Here is a 19,023-nt window from a genome sequence, read left to right on the forward strand (position 1 = left end):
TAATCAATAAATATATCGCAGCCGCATACCAAAACGGACGCCATTTTCATCGTCCAACTTTCGCTGCCATTTCACTTCAGCCAGGCAGATCGAACGAGGGCGCGCTGTTTCTGCCACGGCGGTGGGCAAAGATGGATATCGGTCAACGCGAACGATAAGAATGGTTCCTGATTTATATTTATTGGTTGCTTCGATGTATAATCCATCGTTTGAAAAGCTTTTCATGACGCCGTCCGATACAGGCATCGGCCCATGGCTGCCGTAAGGTCGGAAGGTAATTTCGGTTTCAGTTGAATTGTTCAAGATATTTGGCTTTCTTTCGCTCTGCGCGGCTCTATCGGGCATTTATTTCACTCACCATTTTAATGACAATGCTTGCAAGTTGCAGCAAATGAATTTCAATTATTATATAATGCAAAATACATTTTGACGGGAAAAGCCACAATTGGAAAATTTCTGAATCTGATTAGGAATTTTTCTTAACGGCCATTTTCACCCAAAAATAAAGCAACAACATGTGATATAGTAAAAATTTAGACCAAAAGATGAGACGGCTCCCCCTTAGGTTTACCTATTATCGGATGTAAGGAACCGGGATGATAAAAAATTATCTTATTGTTATCTCAGGGTTGATTCTATTTATAGCCGGCCCCAGCACGGCGGAAACCGTCAGCATGCCACTCACACTCGATTACCCGCTGCTGGGCGCCCTGGTCGTTCATCAGGCATTTGTCGAGACCAATCAAACGGCCACCGTCCTGGATGAAAAAGACGGTTGCAACCGCGTAAGCCTTTCCCGGCCCACCTTCAGTGAAGAACATTCACGGGTTCGCTTTGAAACCCGCGTTCACATCCGCCTGGGCAAACCGTTTGGCGACAATTGTTTGATGCCCATCGAATGGGAGGGCTATCTGGTATTCCACCAGCAGCCCAAGATTGATTCCGCTAACTGGACACTCTCTTTTGAAACGATCGATTCCAAAATATATGATCTGAACCGACAACCGGCCAACATTGCCCAGACGGTATTCAATATTATCCGCACCGATGTCTATGCTTATTTGAACGGCATCCGCATCGACCTTGCCCCGCCGGTCTCGGAGCTGAAATCTGTTTTCAGCCGGTTTTTTCAGCCGGCGGTAAAAGACCGTTCAATGAAAATGCTGCAAAGTATTCGGCCTGGCAAAGCACATGTAAATGCCCATGCCGTGAAGATCGATATTCTCATGGATGTTGAAAGCGATGATGCAACAGCTATAGAAAAAAAAACTGAGCAGATATCTGACGAGAAACTTGAACGGTTTCTTGATCAATGGGAAGCCTGGGATGCGTTTTTAGTTCACATGTTCGGTGTTCTCGCATCTGAACCGCTGGCACCGGAAGAACGCCAGATTCTGTTGGACACCCTGCTTGACACCCGGCATCGGTTTATCGCCGGGCTTACGGATAAAAGCCTGAAAAACGATTTCGTGCGTGAGCAATTTATCGCGGCTTGGGAAAAAGTAGCACCGATTTTCAGGACTCACCTGGCAGACCGGCCGTCACAGGCGCTGTTGGGGTATCTGGCCTTTTTCACCGCTTGCGATGCCTTAAATGCTTTGGACGAGATCGGACCGGCCCTTGGAATTGAAATCAGCCGCAGTGGTCTGGTCCGTCTGGTCCGTTTATTGACCGACCAGGAAGACGAAGGGGATGTTCTCACCTATCGTACGGGTATAGATATTCCGTTAAGAGATATTTTGGGTTTGGGTCCGCCGCCGCCGGCCTTGGGGCCGGCATTCGATGCAGATGAACTTGACCTTGAAGAAAGATATGAAAGCGCGGTGGATATCAAATCGGTTACCGACGCCATAGGGTCATTTTTTTGCAACCCGGCCTGGGCAAAGCAAAACCAATCGGCAGACGCGTTGACTGAGATTAGAAGCTGGCTTTATTCGAAAAAAAATATCGCGCCCCACATTGAACGCACAAAAACCTTGCTGGCAAGTTCCGCTCGGGACACCTTAAAAAAGCGTAAAACCGACTATAATTATACTGAATTTTTTCCTTTGGTGGTGTTGTCCACAGCCTGGCAGGAAAGCTGTTTCCGGCAATTTCTGGTAAAACAAAAAAAGATTGTCTATCTGCGATCCTACAATGGATCTTCTGTTGGACTCATGCAAATTAATGAGCGCGTGTGGCGCGGCATGTATGATCCGCATCATCTGCGCTGGGATATTCGTTATAATGCGCTAGCCGGCTGTGAAATACTCGATCTGTATGTCACGAAATACCTGCTAAGGCATACGAAAAATTTTAAAGCCATGCAAAAAATAAACGATGAGATTCGTGCGGGGATCATTTATGCCATGTATAACGGCGGCCCGGGTCAATTAAACAAGTTTCTCACTCGCAGCACCAAGGGGAAATTGTATGATAGCGACAGGCTTTTTCGGGAAAAGTATATCTGGGTCAAAAACGGACAATTGTCGAATATCAATAAATGTCTGATCGGCCAATAACCGATCTGCAAAAATAATGGATTTTTCTATGCGTATCCCCCCCTTTACAAAACATGCCAGTCTTTCGCTGACCGCAGCCGTACTGCTTTTCCATGTTTTGTTTTTTTCCGCGACCATGGCCGATGCTGCTCAAGAAAAGAAGCCAAGTCAAACGGCGTCTTCGGAATCTGTAAAGGAATCGTTTGATGACGCACTCAGAGGCGAGCAATCGGATCTGGTCGGCATGGAGCAGGGGCTTGAACGCTGGGAGCAGCTGAGAAGTAACACCATCCAGGAAATTGAATCGTTCCGTATGCAAAATGCCGCCCACGAAAATCTTTTAATTGCCCTGCATACCCGGATTGAGCCACTCGAGACGGCATTGAATGCCAATCGAATAGCGACGACCAGTCTTTCGGAGCGGATCGTAGAATTTGAGAAGATTGGGACGATTGCGCCTGGCTGGATGGCACAGCTTTCAGACCGCATCTCCATCGCCGAAAAAAGAATGATCGAACTGAAGCGGGGAGATTTGTCAGGTCCCCAAAGTCGGGGAATTCGCCAAAAACTGAAAAGCCTGCTCGACATTTTGTATGAAAAGAAAAAACGGGGTCAACTATTTTTAAAAAGCTACACCGAACTTCTCGACAAATTAAAGCAAACACGCAATGACCTGATAGAAACCCGTCGACAGTTGGAAATACGCCTTCAATCACAGGAAAAGTCAAAGCTGTTTGAGAGGAATCTGCTGCCATTCAAAAGGCTCACTATCAGTACCCTTGTATCAGAAATAAAAACAACATGGAATCACAGTGCCGGCTTTCTAAGGACAGGTTTCTGGCAACAACAGTGGATTAACTTTCAACGCAGCGGAGGAACGGCACAGGCGATTTTTCTGATTGTGTTTCTTTCAGCAGTGATCTTGAGAAATAAAATATGGCGGTATTTCCAATCAATCGAACAACGAATGGAAGGCCCCGGCTATTCAATGCGACGGCTGGCATTGAATATGCTGAGACGATCTTTCCTGTTGATGTGCGCGGCGGTCCTTTTGTGGCTGTACGACCTTTTGAATTTTCCCCATGTCAATTATCATTTTGCACGGTTTTTAAGTCAGTCGGTATTTACCCTATTGGTTACAAAATGGGGGGTCGATTATTTCCAAAACAGGATCGATGATTCCGGCTCGCACCTAAATTTTTTCATCCAGAACCGATTGGTAACGTTTTTCAAAATTCTGTGTGCGCTGGTCATCACCCACCTTGTTTTTATGGGCATGTTTGGCAGCGAGAGTGTGACCGTTTGGGTATTCAGCCTGGCCATTAAGATCTTTTTGTTCATCTGGACAATTATCTACTGGCGGGCAATCGACAAGATGGTGAGCACCATCACCCGTCGTGGAGAGACGATGCCATGCTATGCTTTACACTATACCGCCCGTGGATGGAGCTATCTGGTTTTCGGCGGCGCGTTATTGATCGACCTGATCGGCTACCATACGTTGGCTGCACACTGGTTGGTATCATGGGCCGAGACACTCGCACTGCTGTTGTGGGCATCCATAGGCTGGCGATCCATTCAAGAATGGCACCTTTCGCAAAAAGGAATAGTTGAGGCACAAGAAAATGTGGACGTGCCGATAGTGGCTGCACCGGTCGGTTGGTTTCTGGTCCAGATGGCACGGCTCTTGTGGTTGTCTGCCCTTTTGGCCGGCATCTTGCTGGCGTGGGCGGGCACCGATTTTATGGTTGAATCATTGAAAAAATTTTTCCAGATGGATTTCTCGGTTGGCAGCCTGAGGGTCAGCGTCAAAGGAATACTGCTGGCAGTCATCCTCTTTTACGTTACCCATGTGGCCACACGCATAGGGAGGCGCTTTCTGAGTGAAAAAGTTCTTGATTCAAGAAACTTTGAAAGAGGGCTCAAAGATTCAATCGTTACCATATCAAGCTATGTGATTTGGGGACTGGGCATTCTGCTGGCGCTTGGAATGCTGGGTGTCAACGCAACCTCGCTGGCGGTGGTATTTGGTGCCTTAAGTATCGGCATTGGGTTCGGCCTGCAAAATATTTTTAACAACTTCATCAGCGGGCTAATTCTACTTTTTGAACGGCCCATTCAGGTCGGGGACTATGTTGAGGTGAACGGTTTGTGGGCCGAGGTTAAAAAAATCAATGTGCGATCCACGATTGTACAGACCTTTGACAACGCAACGGTCATCATTCCCAATTCCGACTTTATCAGCCAGCAGGTGACCAACTGGAGTTTCAAGGATCCACGCATGCGTCGCCATATTGATATCGGAGTGGCTTACGGTTCGGATATCGAACTGGTACGACGCACGTTATTGGAAATTCCCAAAACCATTTCTCATATTTTAAAGTATCCCCAGCCGGATGTTTTGTTTATGGACCATGGTGAAAGCGCATTGATCTTCAGGTTGCGGTATTGGATCCACGTGGATTACTATTTCAGTACGTCTACCGATGTTCGTTTCGAACTGGATCATCGATTCCGCGAACTGGGTATCGAAATCGCCTTCCCCCAGCGGGATTTGCATATCCGCAGTGACCATACCGGTTCTTTTTCGAAAAATTCTGACGCAAACGCGCCTGAACCATTGCCGGACGAAAAAGAAGATGCCGAAAAAAAAATAAAATCCTAAACGGGTTCAGTAACTATCAGCCATGAACAGCTTCCAGCGATGGTGGAATAGCCACATAAAATTGATGAACTCGTAAAAAGTCGCAGTTCAGACGGATTCGTAAAAATTTATCCTTATTCTTTCCCATCTACTACCGATAAAAAAGAAGACTGATATCTGGAATAAAATGGTTATCACAACACAATCAATGCATCGACACACTGTTTCGGGTTGATGGCCAGCAGCTTTTTTTTTTGAGGGGAAACTGTTCATGAAAATCATCAGCAACATGAAAATCAGAACCAAACTTTTGTGGGCATTCGGCATTATGGTGGGTTTTATGATGGTAATCGGCTTCACCGGGTACAAAAGTGTAAAAAACATTCAGACCGAGCTGGAAACGATCTTTTCCGTTCAATTGCCCAGCATCGACTATCTGATAGAGGCCGACCGTGACTTGCAGCAACTGCTGGTGGCGGAGCGCTCCATGATGTTTGCCGATCCCAACTCAGAGAGTTTCAGACAGTTCATCAATGAATATGAAACCAATTTCAAACAATCTGCCGATCGTTGGGAAAAATACCAGAACCTGGCCGGTACGCAAGCGGAAAAAGCGTTGTTCAGTGTCTATCAAAAGGCCCGTGAAGCCTGGCAGAAAAATTCCCGCCAGGCGATCGAACTGGCAGACAAAGGGGACACCGAGCAGGCCGTTGCATTGACCCTGGGTCCGGCAAAAAACGACTTTGAAAAAATGCGCGATCAACTCGATAAACTGACCGAAATCAATCTTAAACTGGCACAAAACGCGCAGGAGAATGCCAACACCACCTACCAATCGACCCTGGTCATGCTGATGACGGCCATATGTTTGGGTGTCGCAGCAGGTATTGTGCTAGCATGGTTCATTTCGCGGCTGATCACGCGGCCGGTCAATGCCATGGTTGAAGGCCTCAAGGACATTGCCCAGGGAGAAGGCGATCTGACCAAACGACTTGAGGAAGGGGCCAAGGACGAACTGGGCGAACTGGCCACCTGGTTCAACACCTTCATGAACAAGCTGCAACAGCTCATCAAAGGAATTGCCGGTGGTGTGGACACCCTGTCTTCTTCTTCCACTGAGCTCACGTCAATCTCCGAACAGATGAGCCAGGGCATCCAGAGCGCCTCCGAAAAAGCGAATACCGTCTCCGCAGCCACCGAAGAGATGACCACCAACATGAACAACGTGGCCGCGGCCATGGAAGAGTCCGCCACCAACACCAACATGGTGGCCACCGCCGCCGAACAGATGTCCGCCACCATCGGCGAAATCGCCCAGAATGCCGAAAAAGCACGCGGCATCTCCGACGAGGCCGCCCACAAGTCAGCCAATGCCTCAGCCAACATGGATCAATTAGGCGAGGCGGCCAACGACATCGGCAAGGTCATCGAGACCATCACTGACATTTCCGAGCAGGTCAACCTGCTGGCTCTCAACGCCACCATCGAGGCCGCCAGGGCCGGTGAGGCCGGCAAGGGTTTTGCCGTGGTGGCCAACGAAATCAAGGAACTGGCCAAGCAGACCGCCGCCGCCACCCAGGATATCAAGGAAAAAGTTGAAGGCATCCAGAGCACCACATCCATGACCGTGGGCCAGATCAGCGAGATCACCCAGGTAATTACCGATGTCAACGACGTTGTGGCCACCATCGCCACGGCCGTGGAAGAGCAGTCCGCCGCCACCAGGGACATTGCCACCAACGTGGCCCAGGCTTCGCAGGGTATTCAGGAAGTCAACGAAAACGTCAACCAGAGTTCGACGGTATCCGGGGAAATTTCCAACGACATCTCCGGGGTGAGCGTTTTTATGAACGAGATGTCCACCAGCAGCAGTCAGGTCAACCTGTCCGCCCAGGAACTGTCCAAGCTGTCCGAAACCCTCAAAAGCATGGTAGGTCAGTTTAATATTTAAACGCTGATCTGGCAGGGGGCGATACGGGGTAGAAGACGCTCCCTGCCAAGCGTAAATAGATAGTGTCCGTCCAGAAATAGGAAAATTTGGTCGAGATCAAGGCGCACGAAAAATTTTACCACAGGCGCCCGAAGGAAGTGCCCTTGGGGTGCATATAGTTGATATTCCGAGGATAAAATTTTTCGCGCAACGCCGATATCGGGAAAATTGGCCATTTCTGGATGGGCAATAGATAGCGCTGCGCCAAAGGGATCTGCTCTCCATTGAAGCCGGAAACAGACGACCGCTAATCCATGCCGGTCGTTGTCCTTGAACGATAAAAATAACGAACAACATCGCCAGAACGTTCATATCGGGATAATATGAACATTTTTTCATATCATATTGATTTTCTCTGAACTATACTTCTTAAAATGCGTCCACTATATCTGCTTACCCACCTTTCCCTGAAACGTTATAAACGTCTATTATTTATTACAATATATAAAAACCAGAACTTTTGGCACCCTTCTTGTTGGCAGTAATCGGGTATTCGCATTTTGATATACTGAAACGGTACGATTGTCGCGAAGTATAAAAAATAATGAAGGAAAGCAAGAAATGATCAAATTTGAAACATTACAAGAACTTATCGAAGCTTACGCCAAAAAAATCCACGAAAGCAATCTGTCGTCTGGAGATACGTTTACAAAAGAACCGGATATAGCCCAAAAAGATGGTTACGAAATCCGTACGGACGATAACCAAAAAGGCCTTTTTCGTATTTCAAACCTCAATACTGAACTTGATCGCGCCAAACGCCTGTGCGTCCAGACAAATTTTACTGTCAATAAAGGGCAAGGCTATCCAACAATATCTCCGGCGTTTCGCATTCGCACCTTTGGCTATGCGCTGCAATAATGGCCCCCAAAAAACACCGAAATTCTATGCCCCGCAGTAAAGTAAACAATAATGAGCAAAAGGCGGTCCCCTTCCCCTGCCGCCCTGGCTCAAATTTTTTTATAATGTTGTTTACAACCTACCCTTGATACGCCTTGGAATATCGACTCCGCTGGGATAAACTGCCAGCAACTGCAATATGGCTTTCAAAACGGAGGTACGAAATGGCTGCCAACAATGCGACATCCCTCGCCCTGCCCGACCGGCCCGTGCTGCTCGACGGGGGAATGGGACGGGAACTGCAATTCCGTGGCGTCGCTCTCTCGGAGAGGATCTGGTCCGCCCAGGGGCTCATCACCGCCCCCGATGTGGTCCGCCAGATCCATGCGGACTACATTGAAGCAGGCGCCGACATCATCACTACCAATACCTACGGACTCATCCGTGACGATCTGGCGCGGGTCGGGATGGCCGACCGGTTCGCCGAATTGAACCGGCTGGCCTGCCGGCTGGCCCGCGATGCCGTAAACAAGGCCCGGCGATCGGTTTGGATCGCCGGTTCCCTGCCGCCCCTGCGGGGCAGTTTCCGACCGGATCTGGTGGGACCGCATGCAAAGATTCTCCCCTGCTACCGTGAGCAGGCCCGTCTATTAGCCCCTCATGTGGACCTTTTTCTCTGTGAAACCATGTCCAGCGGCGCTGAAACCCAAGCCGCGGCTGAAGCGGCCTGTGAAACCGGCAAGCCGGTATGGGTCTCATGGAGTTTGCACGAGGACGAATCCGGCCGCCTGCGCAGCGGTGAGACCATCAACGAAGCGGCATCCCTATTGGCCGATCTGCCCGTTTCCGGATTACTCGTCAACTGCTGCTCTCCGAAAAGCGTGACCCGGGCCATACCGCTCCTGGCCGCTGCCACCACCACTGCGCAGCGCATCGGCGGGTATGCCAATACCTTTCACCCGATTCCAGCGGACTGGCGGCTGGATGGCGACAAGGCCACCGATGGCCTGCTCTCCCTGCGCAACGACTTGGGGCCGGACGCTTATGCAGAGCATGCGACCCAATGGCTGGCCGCCGGTGCCACGGTGATCGGTGGCTGCTGCGGCACACGGCCGGCGCACATCCGCAAGCTGCGCAGCCTGCTATAGTGTTTAAGATAAAGATGATCCGTATGACCAAAACGTTCAGACGGCTGGCACGGTAACCCATGCCGGCCAGTCCATTCACAGTCGTCCAGTGCTGGGACGACGGGGTGACCACGGACGCCCGGTTGACGGACCTTTTGCGCCGCCTGGGCATACCGGCCACATTCAACCTGTGCGCCGGTATGCACGACAATCAGCGCCGGTTCGGCTGGATGCATGCGGGCCAGGAGGTGTGGCGCCTGGGATGGGATGAAATGAACGGCGTCTATGACGGGTTTACCATTGCCAACCACAGCCTGACCCATCCGAATCTGTGCGAGATGTCCGCAGCAGCGGCACAGCATGAAATATCCGTCGGCCGTGAGCGGCTGCAGCAGTTTTTCGGGCAGCGGGTCGCCGGATTTGCCTACCCCTTTGGTGCATACACCCCCGCGGTAATGGCGCTGGTCCGCGAAACCGGTCACGTGTATGCCCGCACGGTCGAATCAAAGGCGGATGGCTTTCCCCCGGCGGAGCCCATGGCTTTTCACCCCAGCTGCCATTTTCTGGCGCCGGATTTCTGGCAGCGCTACGAAGATGCCAAACGCTGCGGCGTTTTCTATTTCTGGGGCCACTCCTTTGAACTGGTCGACGAGACCCTTTGGCAGGCGTTGGAGACTACATTCACGCGAATCAGTGCGGATCCGGATTCGCGCTGGGGCAACCTGCCGGATCTGTTTGGCGGATGACAATTATTTTTTTTATATCAATCGATGAAATTCCCGCTGAACACCTCCAAAATTGCAAGTGTTGCTTCACTGCCCTGGGATTTGACAAATTTGTTCCAATAGATATAGTATTACTTAGTAATAACCCTAACACCCGGAGCCGATGTTGAGAGTAACAAAACCCATAACCATATCAATAATGCCGGAAATGCTGGAACAAGTGAACCGGATAGCCAAAGAAGAGAGCCGCACCCGTAGTGAGCTACTACGGGAGGCTGTGCGCCGATATATTGCCGAAAAAGAATTGTCTCGGTTGGGTCGCTACGGCCAAACTAAAGCCCAAGAGCTGAACCTCGAGCCAAAGGACGTTGATCGCTTAATCAGAGAGTACCGTAAAGAAAAAGCGAATGCTTAAAGCAGTACTCGACACCAATATCATCATTTCCGGGCTTCATTTTAGCGGCTCGCCGGCACAAGTTTTAGAATTGATAGCTAAAGGGGCAATCCAAAATGTCATTTCCCAAGATATCTTGGATGAGGTTCAAGGTGTGCTGGTCCATAAATTTTTATGGGAAAAGGAAAAGGTTCAGGATACCATCAGTTGGCTCCGTCTTGTTTCCGAGATCGTCCAACCCCAAGAGAAAGTTTGCGCTGTTTCTTATGATCCGGATAATAGGATCATCGAATGTGCGATTGCAGGGAAAGCCACCTTAATTATTTCCGGCGACAAAAAGCACCTTCAACCACTCAAGGAATATCAGGGCATTTTGATTGTCGGACCTAATGAATTTTTAGATGTGTTCCACCAGCGCTGGTAATAAACAATCAAGGCCGGCAGAAAACCCGGGAAAAGCCTCCAGACCGGTATTCTTCGATATCAAAAATATTTAGAATCTCCATTTGGTAAAACGGTGTGAGACACATTTATCCATCCATGCTGGATAGTTCCGGCGATGTTGACGTGTATGTGTGTTGCAGAAACTGTTGCCCCGTAGGATGGGAGGATGACACAGCGTTATGCCCATCTGCGGGACAGCCCTTTTTAGAAAGGGGGCGAAGAATCAGAATTGAGAATATCGATTTATGATGTGGTTGATGGGTAAAGTGGTGACAAACCTATCATAGAAATCAGAAAAGGCACCTACAATCACCTGTAAGTGCCCTATATCATTCTTTGGTGATCCCAGCGGGATTCGAACCCGCGTTACCGGCGTGAGAGATCGTGCCGGCGCGTATTCCGCCTGATTTTATTACCTTTTTTGACCGTAAGAATCCGTTTAAGGGAACAAAAAGCCGTCAAAAAAGCCGTCAGAAAACCCCACCTAAGTTATTGATTCTGCGTGGCCATCCGGCTATGCCAGGGTTTATTTTGGTATCCGGAGCAAGCTGGCCTCTTTACTTGGTCAGTATTAACATATATGTTATTATGCGTAGCAAAAATGCCAACCAAAAGATTGATGAAAAATGCCGCTATCTAAAGAATTCAAAGAGTTGGTTGTCGCCAAAGCCGAAAACGATCCTGTTTTTCGCAAGGGACTTATTATTGAAGCTATAAACATGATCCTCAGCGGTGAGATCACAGCCGGCCGCATCATGCTCCGTGACTATATCAATGCGACCGGTGCTATGGATGACATTTGTAAACAGCTCAACAAACAAAAACCAGCGATCTGCCGTATGCTTGGTCCATCAGGGAATCCGACTCTTGAAAGCATTGTTCCAGTCATACAAGCATGTGCCGACCGTGAACAAATCAAACCAGTTGTCTGCATAGATAGCACCATCACATAAAGAATACCGAATGCCCTTCATAAACGTCCAGCTCCTAATACTTTATTATAGAATTCCAAAGAGTTGACGATGTAACAATAGATACAACGCCTTGAAGGGTAAGCGCATAACTCTATCAAAAGGGGCCGTTAATCGTGGACACCCAGTGGGAACCTTCTGAAATTATAATTGATCGGCGAGTCGAGAATGACTCGGTTACACGATCCATCATTGGAAAATGCCCATCGGTCCCCGTGAAATATGTCGATGATGCAAAACCTAATACAGTTGTTGCTGCATCGGATATTTTATCAAATGCTGGCAGCACCATGCTCGAAAAAATCATTGCTGGCAAACAGGTATTATTTGTAGCGCCCCCTTCCAGCGGTACGGTTGATCAGTTCGAAATGACCGACGATAGGATTCTATGCCCGCATTTTGACCGCCTAAAATATGCTTCAAACGGCTGCTTCTACCAATGTGATTGGTGCTATCTGAAGCTTACGTATCGTGCTAATCAACCATTCATAAAGGTTTACGCCAACTATGGCCAAATCATAAGACAGTTAGAAAAAACGCTTTCAAACAGGTCTGACCCAGTTATTTTTAACAGCGGCGAAATGGCTGATTCTCTTGCCTTGGAACATTTAATAGGCGCCGGCCAGAAATTCATTCCATGGTTCGGGGCAAGCGACAATGGTTATCTTTTCATGCTTACCAAGAGTGACAACGTAAATGAGATTCTGGACCTTCCGCACAATGGGCATACGATAATCGCCTGGAGTATGAACCATGATTGGGTCTCACGAAAATTTGAAATCGGCGCACCACCATTCATGCGTCGATTAAATGCCGCCCAAAGGTTACAAAACGCAGGATACCCAGTAAGAATTCGACTTGACCCCATAGTACCCTTCGATGGATGGGAAAAAGCCTATGCGGAAACGGTAAGAATAATTTTCGAGAAGATTCGACCTGAGAGGATAACTTTGGGAACGCTGCGTTTCGAAGCGGGCTTTTACAAGAATCGCCACAGCATTTTCACGTCTGGGCCTGAGTTGCCATCAATTTTGGAGGGAATGCAACCGATGTTTGAATCAAAATTGATGGACAGTGGCAAAACAAGCGTTGGAAAATATAGCTATTCTGAAGACCAGCGTATAGAAATATTCAGATTCATCATAGAGGAAATCAGGCGGTATTCAGATTGCCGAATTGCCTTGTGCAAGGAATCGGCAAGAGTTTGGGATGATTTGGGCCTTGAAAAATCGAGATGCAGTTGTGTCTGTCAACTGGATTATACGGATATGTCGTGAATAATTATTTCTCATGACTTTTAAAAAAAATCCTAAAATTATAGAGAAGGCTGCAAAAGAATTAATGGATACCCGCGCTAACGCCTCCGAACTGCAAGGCTGAGATAGAAGCCTTCCTCCTCATATATAAGCATAGCGCTCGTCAATTGCCGCAATGTTGACGCGAGAACCTCCCGGCTAACCCTCGGGAACTCCGATTCGATTTCTTCGAGATGACGAGGGCGCAAGCACATAAGATAGAGATCGCGAGCGCTCTTGGACAATCGGCGCGTCGTTGAGTCGCCGTTGACGTTCAGGTGAGTTACGATTAAAAAGTCGCCGCCATCTTGGTAGTACAGCAGCGGTGGCGAGTATGGTGTAGAACGAATGGAATTGTAGGAATCGGTCCATTGGATCAGCGCTTTGTGTACCGGGCTCCAAAGTGCTTCCAGATCTTCTTCGTCTACGTCGTACGATTGTTGGGGAAGCAGCACGGAATTAGCGATCGATTCTGGAAGAAGAACGCGATAATTGTCGTGATTCCTCACTCCGAAGATGCCAAACTGGTCCTGATCTCTCCAAATCCTACTGCCAGCGCCAAGCCAGAACCAATTGGGATTGAGGGGCCTAAACACATTCGCATAACTTATGCACCGTAGCGTTTCTGCGACCTCTGTTTCAGTGCTGCCAGGGAAGCCAAGGATCATGTTCGCTTGGCAAATCAGTCCGAGTTCCTCGCAATCTCTCATGATCCGCAGGTTATCGATTGCTTTTATTTTTTTGCCCATGCGTTTGAGTAGAGCCGTACTCAGCGCTTCAATCCCGACTTGAACACCCTTCCCGCCACCCGATTGGATTCGGTACAATACCTCCTTGCTAGTTTCGGCGCGCACGGACGGAAACACATGAACATCTTTCCCAAGCTTGCGCAGTCCCGCAAACAACTTATCCGCCATAGTGGGTGACAAATAGTTGTCCAATATGTTTATTTTTAATATTTGGTGCCGATTGATCAGCTTAGCAATTTCGCCGACCATCTGATCAGGTTTTTTTTTTCGATATCTAAGCCATTGATGGTTCATGTTGCAGAAAGCACATCCTCGTTCCTTTTTGGAGTTTACGTTCGACGCATAAGGGCACCCGCGCGCGCCCTCCACGGGTAGGCTGGGAAAAAACCGCTGTTGCGAGGTCACGGTGCCAAGTCGCTCGAAGTACTCCGTGTAGTCAGGCGCAGGGAGGGCGCGAATTTCGCATTCCTTTAAAGCCGTGGTTGTGTTAGGAAATGTGCCATGCAACCGGCAATGAACGTCTGGATGCGTTGGTCCACGATTCGGGCGCTCACTGAGCCACTCAAGAATGCTCAAGAGTGGGCTTTCACCTTCGCCCGTCACAACAAAATCTACTTCCGGGAAAGCGGCAAGCCAATCCCCTGCGCGTCCTCTAAAGAAAGTGGTACCGCCGACGATGATAGGTATTTCGGGGAACCGTACTTTGAGTTGGCGAATGAAATAGATGGACGAAAGAAGTTGATTGAACGTGATCGTCACGCCTACGATATCATAGCGATCCCAATCCACGGAACCAATGAGGGAATCGGTGGCACGTTGGACGGTTTTGCACAAATCGGGAAATGATGTCTGGTGAGAGAGTCCGCGCCGAAGGTTGTGGAGATGGTCTTCGCTTTCGAAAAGCGCCTCAGCGGCTCGGCTCCGATCGGGATATACCAATGCCGCGTATATGCATTCACCTGCCCACCGAGCAAGGGAGATCCTCCCGTAAAGGGCAAATCCGAGGGCCTCGGCAATCATCAAGTAGAAACTGTGCGTCGTTGCCGCAACGCGGGGATGCTCGCGCTCGACATACGCCTTGAGCGCGCCGAGTTGAATCGATGGTCGATCGTAGAGCTGCCACGGTAGGGATACGAGCGCGACTTGCAGAGGAAAACGTGTTTCTGTTTCGCGGGCATTCACTCGGGCACCCTCGCGTCGAAGTCGCCGTACCTTTGCGGATTCATTTCGAACAACGCTTGGCGAAAAACCCACGATAGCGACGATGAACGTGCATTCGATTGAGGAGAATGGGCGCAACCGTGGGCGAGTTCGAGGTAGATTCTTTCCTGAATTGTGGCATCGTAGAAGTCTCTTATACATTCGATGTAATCTTCAGCTCGGCCACCCAATTCCAAGCCCCCGATGCATCCGCCAAAACACATCGGGAGGTACGGACACTTAAGGCATGTCTCAGTTTCCCATCTGTAACGCGAGGGCTTGGCAACACGGTCGTCCGAGTTATCGGCGACAAACGAAACGGCCATTTCTTTGTGGCCAAGTCTAGCTGGGCAACGATAGACTATACCGTCCGGTGCGAGAAGATAAGAATTCGGCCGGTTGCCAACGCAGATACGAGGGCCCAATAACCGGTGATTGAAGCCATTCGCGAAGGTTTCCCAAACTAAATCCAGGGACGCCTGACGCAACCATGGCTCACCTTTACCAGTTGTGCATTCGTGGTACGCGGGTAACTCGACATTGTGGGGAGACTGTCTGAGAAAGCCAAAATGCACCGACCGCAAAGAACTGAGCGACACACCCGCCTCGACCAAACCTCGGAAAAGCCCATGCATTTCGTGGTGGTTTTCACAGGTTGAATTGGCGCGGATGGAGATATCGACCACATCAGCGCATTGCGCAATATTCTTGACAATGGTGTCGTACGAACCTCGGCCGGATTTAAAGGGACGATACTTATCGTGGTTGGACTTGGTGCCATCTAGCGAAACATCGACTTCGGTTATGCCGCACTTGCGCAGGCGGTGTGCCACTCGGCGAGTCAGAAGTGTTCCGTTGGTCACAAGAGTCTGTCGGTGAGAGGCCTGCAAATGAGCGGCGATCTCATTTGTTCTACGAGAAGCGTACTCAACAAGATCAAGAGTCAGTAGCGGTTCGCCACCGTACAAAAGGGTACGAATAGAGCGAATTCGGCGCCGGACTCGCTCGAATTCAACAGTCTTCAGCAAGAAATCATCGACCATCTCCTGAGTTACCGCTTCCCCTTTTTTCAGGTTTCCTTCGAAACAGTACTTGCAGGCGAGGTTGCAGCGGTAATTCAACGCAAACCCGAGATACAGTCTTTCGTCGCGTGAAATCCAATCCTCGTATTTTTTCCGCATCTGGAGCCTTTCGGATCGCGCTGAGTCTACGACGATTCCGAGGCGCTTGAGAGCGTTGAGGTCGCTTGCTGTTGGGTTCCCTTGTCGAATGGATTCGAATGTAGATTTCGGGACAAATGATTTTGACCCAGTCGTCGTGGAGAACACCAAGAACTCGCTGGGAGTTCGAGGACTGGGGAGGGTCACAATGTAATTGGACAACTCCAACGCCAGCTCCTAACACAAAAACGAAAAACCACGCTGTTGTAGGGTGATGGTGGTTTCGTCAAGAATCGCGCCAATATTTTATCGGCAGGTGGCTACCCATCATGTGATGCGGTAAGAACAAATCGCCTCAACCACGGACCATTGAAGCAGCCCCTTACGACGTTTGCAAGACGACAACGTCTGGGATACAGAAAATTACCTATTCGTCTGGGATTTCGGTTGCGTTATCATCATCACATGTGCAAGCAGGGGAATGGGTTCCAACATCAATTACGAAAACGTTCGAGTCGTCTCCGGAGACTTGGTTGACGTTTTCGGACCCAATCTTTGCCGCGGTACTCATCGCAGGGCCTGAGTTTGCCGAAAGGTTAGAAATGGCCATCGGTTTCACTCCTTTCCTCTTTTTCACGTTGATTCGATAGCACACACAAAACACGCCATGTCATCGGAGTTAAGAAGGTGATAGGAACTCGCTTTTCGCGGCTGTCCACATCACCACCCCCAGAATCGTGCCCTGTCAGTTTGTAGATCCAAGGTGTAGTACAGGCCGGAATCGGCCAAGAATATGATGGCATCATGTACCAACCGTTCGCGCCCGGTGTCAAGCCAAAATCCAAAGGCAAGGGGCGGGAAAATTTGGAGCCACGCAACTATGTCTTGGCTATCTGAAAAAACGCACCACTCCAAAACCTGGCATCACAACAACTGGCGAAAGGCTTGACTTTGATAGGCATCAAGACGTGGTGGTCGCGCAGAAGACCGCTCAGGTTGCGATTACACTTTGTAAAATTTGTATGGGACGCGAGCCAGGTAAGTGGGGTACATTGAGACTATTCCCAGGAACGGCACCTTTTCAATTTCTGGGATAGATTCCCAAAACGACCATACCCTGATAACACCAGACACGCAGATAGCATCAATGCTAAAAATGGTCCCCTCCCAATCCACTGACCAGGAGGGGTTCTCATATTACCATTGTCCAGAGCCTGGATCTTTAATGAAGCATCCCCAATATATTCCCGCCAACCCGCGACAACCTGAAACTGGACTCCGCCGACAAATCCACCCACTGCGCCGCCCGAGTGTAAGTGTTGACCACAGCAAACATCGTATCTCCCATCTCATGTGGCCACGCCCACTCCACCGCCTCCTTTTCCTGGGCATTTAGACCGAACTGACGATTGAAACTGGCCAGCGTCGATTCAGGGTCATCAACCGGTGATTCCATTGAAATCTTGAATTGCGATCGCTGGGCGCCCAATTCATAGGACACTTCATCCAACACCTGAGGGAATTCGTTCAGGATCTTGGTGCTTACGTGCCTGTAAGACGCCGATACATCAGACTTTGCCACCAACCCATTTGTGCAGACCAACCGAAGCACAAATGCTGCAATGGACAGGGACGCCAACCCGACTTCAGAATTGCTGATTGATATTCCTGGTTTGAATTTATCGCCGTTAATATCGAATGCCTGCTTTCCATCCGGTATACTCAACGACATGAATTCCGGGTCAAGATGGCACTGCACTTCAGTGTCCGGTCCATATCCCAGTGAATCCAATCGTTCGCAGACCTCGAAATTATCCACAGGAATATACTTGGTCGTAAATACCGCCCGCACATCCTGTGCATCAAAACGGAAAAGTAACTGGGCATTCTTTTCCTTAGTGATCCAATGATTAAGATTTTGGGCCTGCACATCGGGTGGACACCTACGCAAATACGGATACGGAATGCCAAGGCGGTTAGAAATTGATCGTTGTGCCACAGGCCGAATCTCATGGGGTTCACCGGCGATTCGGAGCACATCCAAGTTGTCAAAGGATACATCGGGGACATCGATATTCATATCACGGCAGTTTGCCGACATTTCATCGACGCGATCAAAAACCTTACCGAGAGTAGTTAATTGCTGCTGTTTCATAATATTCTCCATTGATTTTGAATCCGGGAGATACGCCTTTCACCACCTGGCGCATTATATTTCCCCTGACGGCTCTAACAGGGTGCGTATCCATAAAAGCGGACGGGTGGCTCCCGGAATAGATTTGGTTATCGATTTATTGATTCAGATTGCTTACAGGTGGGGATTGGTTGGTTTTGTAACGGTGAAAATTCGTGTGAGGTTTCTGCTTGACGAACAGGAGGCATTTTTAATAATTCGTCGCGATCCTTTTCATCCTTAAGCAGCTTTCTCAATTGTCTGTTTGTCATTTTTCGAAACGGATACGCTGCCATTGGGATTGCCCTCCTCATCGAAAATAATGGGATCGCCGGTGTCGATCATGCAGACCGCTACAGGTAGGTGAATTGTCGGATAAAGGGTTTCGATCTCAGTTTTGATCAGGTCGGCGGTGGAGCCAAGTGGACTTTTATCGCTGCGTTTGGCATTCACAAGAAGGATGCCAGCATCAACCCGCTGTTTGTCATACCCGATCTGCAAGCGCACCAGGCCTTCAAGGATGTATTCGTAAGCGGAAATATTACCATCGATGGCGATTTCCCGCTTAACACCTTTATACATATAGCGCCGGTTTTCGACTATTCGCATGCTGTCGGTATCAACGGTCCAGTCCATTTCATACAAGGCCATACGGAGCAATTCCCGCTTATACAATGCGCCGGTCAGCACATCATCGATGTATTGCATGGTTGCTTCGACATCGCTTAACATGTTTTTTTCTCTCAGTATTTCTTCGGAACCCCTGAAATGAAGGATCTCGAACATCGCTGTGCCTCCTTTAATAAATAGGTGGATCGTTCTGAATGATCG

The 19,023-nt window shown here is 49.2% G+C and carries 15 protein-coding genes; 10 read left to right on the forward strand and 5 right to left on the reverse strand.

From position 1 onward, the window contains the following. Nucleotides 1-3: 3 nt before the first annotated feature. Nucleotides 4-345, reverse strand: a complete 342-nt coding sequence (locus Dvar_RS33605; RefSeq protein WP_419657496.1) for a hypothetical protein — start codon at nucleotides 343-345, stop codon at nucleotides 4-6. 251 nt (nucleotides 346-596) lie between these two features. Between Dvar_RS33605 and Dvar_RS33610 the strand changes: the two genes are divergently transcribed. From Dvar_RS33610 to Dvar_RS33655, 10 genes are all read left to right on the forward strand, one after another. Beyond that, nucleotides 597-2,501 carry a lytic transglycosylase domain-containing protein gene (locus Dvar_RS33610; protein ID WP_419657497.1) on the forward strand — a complete coding sequence of 635 codons (1,905 nt, stop codon included), beginning with the start codon at nucleotides 597-599 and terminating at the stop codon, nucleotides 2,499-2,501. Nucleotides 2,502-2,529: 28 nt separating this feature from the next. Beyond that, nucleotides 2,530-5,145 carry a mechanosensitive ion channel domain-containing protein gene (locus Dvar_RS33615; protein WP_419657498.1) on the forward strand — a complete coding sequence of 872 codons (2,616 nt, stop codon included), beginning with the start codon at nucleotides 2,530-2,532 and terminating at the stop codon, nucleotides 5,143-5,145. 250 nt (nucleotides 5,146-5,395) lie between these two features. Further along, nucleotides 5,396-7,075: a methyl-accepting chemotaxis protein gene (locus Dvar_RS33620; RefSeq protein ID WP_419657499.1), complete on the forward strand. Its 1,680-nt coding sequence runs from the start codon at nucleotides 5,396-5,398 to the stop codon at nucleotides 7,073-7,075. 600 nt (nucleotides 7,076-7,675) lie between these two features. Next, nucleotides 7,676-7,975, forward strand: coding sequence for a hypothetical protein (locus Dvar_RS33625; protein ID WP_419657500.1), 300 nt, complete (start codon nucleotides 7,676-7,678; stop codon nucleotides 7,973-7,975). Nucleotides 7,976-8,178: 203 nt separating this feature from the next. Next, nucleotides 8,179-9,102, forward strand: a complete 924-nt coding sequence (locus Dvar_RS33630) for a homocysteine S-methyltransferase family protein (RefSeq protein WP_419657501.1) — start codon at nucleotides 8,179-8,181, stop codon at nucleotides 9,100-9,102. Nucleotides 9,103-9,161: 59 nt separating this feature from the next. Next, nucleotides 9,162-9,827, forward strand: a complete 666-nt coding sequence (locus Dvar_RS33635; RefSeq protein WP_419657502.1) for a polysaccharide deacetylase family protein — start codon at nucleotides 9,162-9,164, stop codon at nucleotides 9,825-9,827. Between the two features lie 142 nt (nucleotides 9,828-9,969). Further along, complete coding sequence (locus Dvar_RS33640; protein ID WP_419657503.1) at nucleotides 9,970-10,221, forward strand: ribbon-helix-helix protein, CopG family; 252 nt, start codon at nucleotides 9,970-9,972, stop codon at nucleotides 10,219-10,221. Beyond that, a complete protein-coding gene (locus Dvar_RS33645; protein ID WP_419657504.1) occupies nucleotides 10,214-10,624 on the forward strand; it encodes a putative toxin-antitoxin system toxin component, PIN family in 411 nt (136 codons plus the stop codon). The genes Dvar_RS33640 and Dvar_RS33645 overlap by 8 nt, the downstream gene beginning before the upstream one ends. Nucleotides 10,625-11,270: 646 nt before the next feature. Continuing rightward, a complete protein-coding gene (locus Dvar_RS33650; RefSeq protein ID WP_419657505.1) occupies nucleotides 11,271-11,597 on the forward strand; it encodes a hypothetical protein in 327 nt (108 codons plus the stop codon). A 134-nt stretch (nucleotides 11,598-11,731) separates the two neighbouring features. Next, entirely contained in the window at nucleotides 11,732-12,892 is a 1,161-nt protein-coding gene (locus tag Dvar_RS33655; RefSeq protein WP_419657506.1) for a radical SAM protein, read from the forward strand. A gap of 77 nt (nucleotides 12,893-12,969) precedes the next feature. On the opposite strand, the gene Dvar_RS33660 is transcribed toward Dvar_RS33655, so the two are convergent. The 4 genes from Dvar_RS33660 to Dvar_RS33675 all read right to left on the reverse strand — a co-directional run bounded on the left by Dvar_RS33660 (nucleotide 12,970) and on the right by Dvar_RS33675 (nucleotide 18,978). After that, complete coding sequence (locus tag Dvar_RS33660) at nucleotides 12,970-14,841, reverse strand: RiPP maturation radical SAM C-methyltransferase (protein WP_419657507.1); 1,872 nt, start codon at nucleotides 14,839-14,841, stop codon at nucleotides 12,970-12,972. Next, nucleotides 14,838-16,040 carry a radical SAM protein gene (locus tag Dvar_RS33665; protein WP_419657508.1) on the reverse strand — a complete coding sequence of 401 codons (1,203 nt, stop codon included), beginning with the start codon at nucleotides 16,038-16,040 and terminating at the stop codon, nucleotides 14,838-14,840. Before Dvar_RS33665 ends, Dvar_RS33660 begins: the two co-directional genes overlap by 4 nt. Before the next feature lie 1,201 nt (nucleotides 16,041-17,241). Further along, nucleotides 17,242-18,174 carry a DUF932 domain-containing protein gene (locus Dvar_RS33670; RefSeq protein ID WP_419657509.1) on the reverse strand — a complete coding sequence of 311 codons (933 nt, stop codon included), beginning with the start codon at nucleotides 18,172-18,174 and terminating at the stop codon, nucleotides 17,242-17,244. Between the two features lie 258 nt (nucleotides 18,175-18,432). Further along, on the reverse strand, nucleotides 18,433-18,978 hold the full coding sequence (locus Dvar_RS33675; RefSeq protein WP_419657510.1) for a hypothetical protein: 546 nt from the start codon (nucleotides 18,976-18,978) through the stop codon (nucleotides 18,433-18,435). Nucleotides 18,979-19,023: the final 45 nt, after the last annotated feature.

Origin of the sequence: Desulfosarcina variabilis str. Montpellier (assembly GCF_048565275.1) — a bacterium.
Taxonomy (GTDB): domain Bacteria; phylum Desulfobacterota; class Desulfobacteria; order Desulfobacterales; family Desulfosarcinaceae; genus Desulfosarcina; species Desulfosarcina variabilis.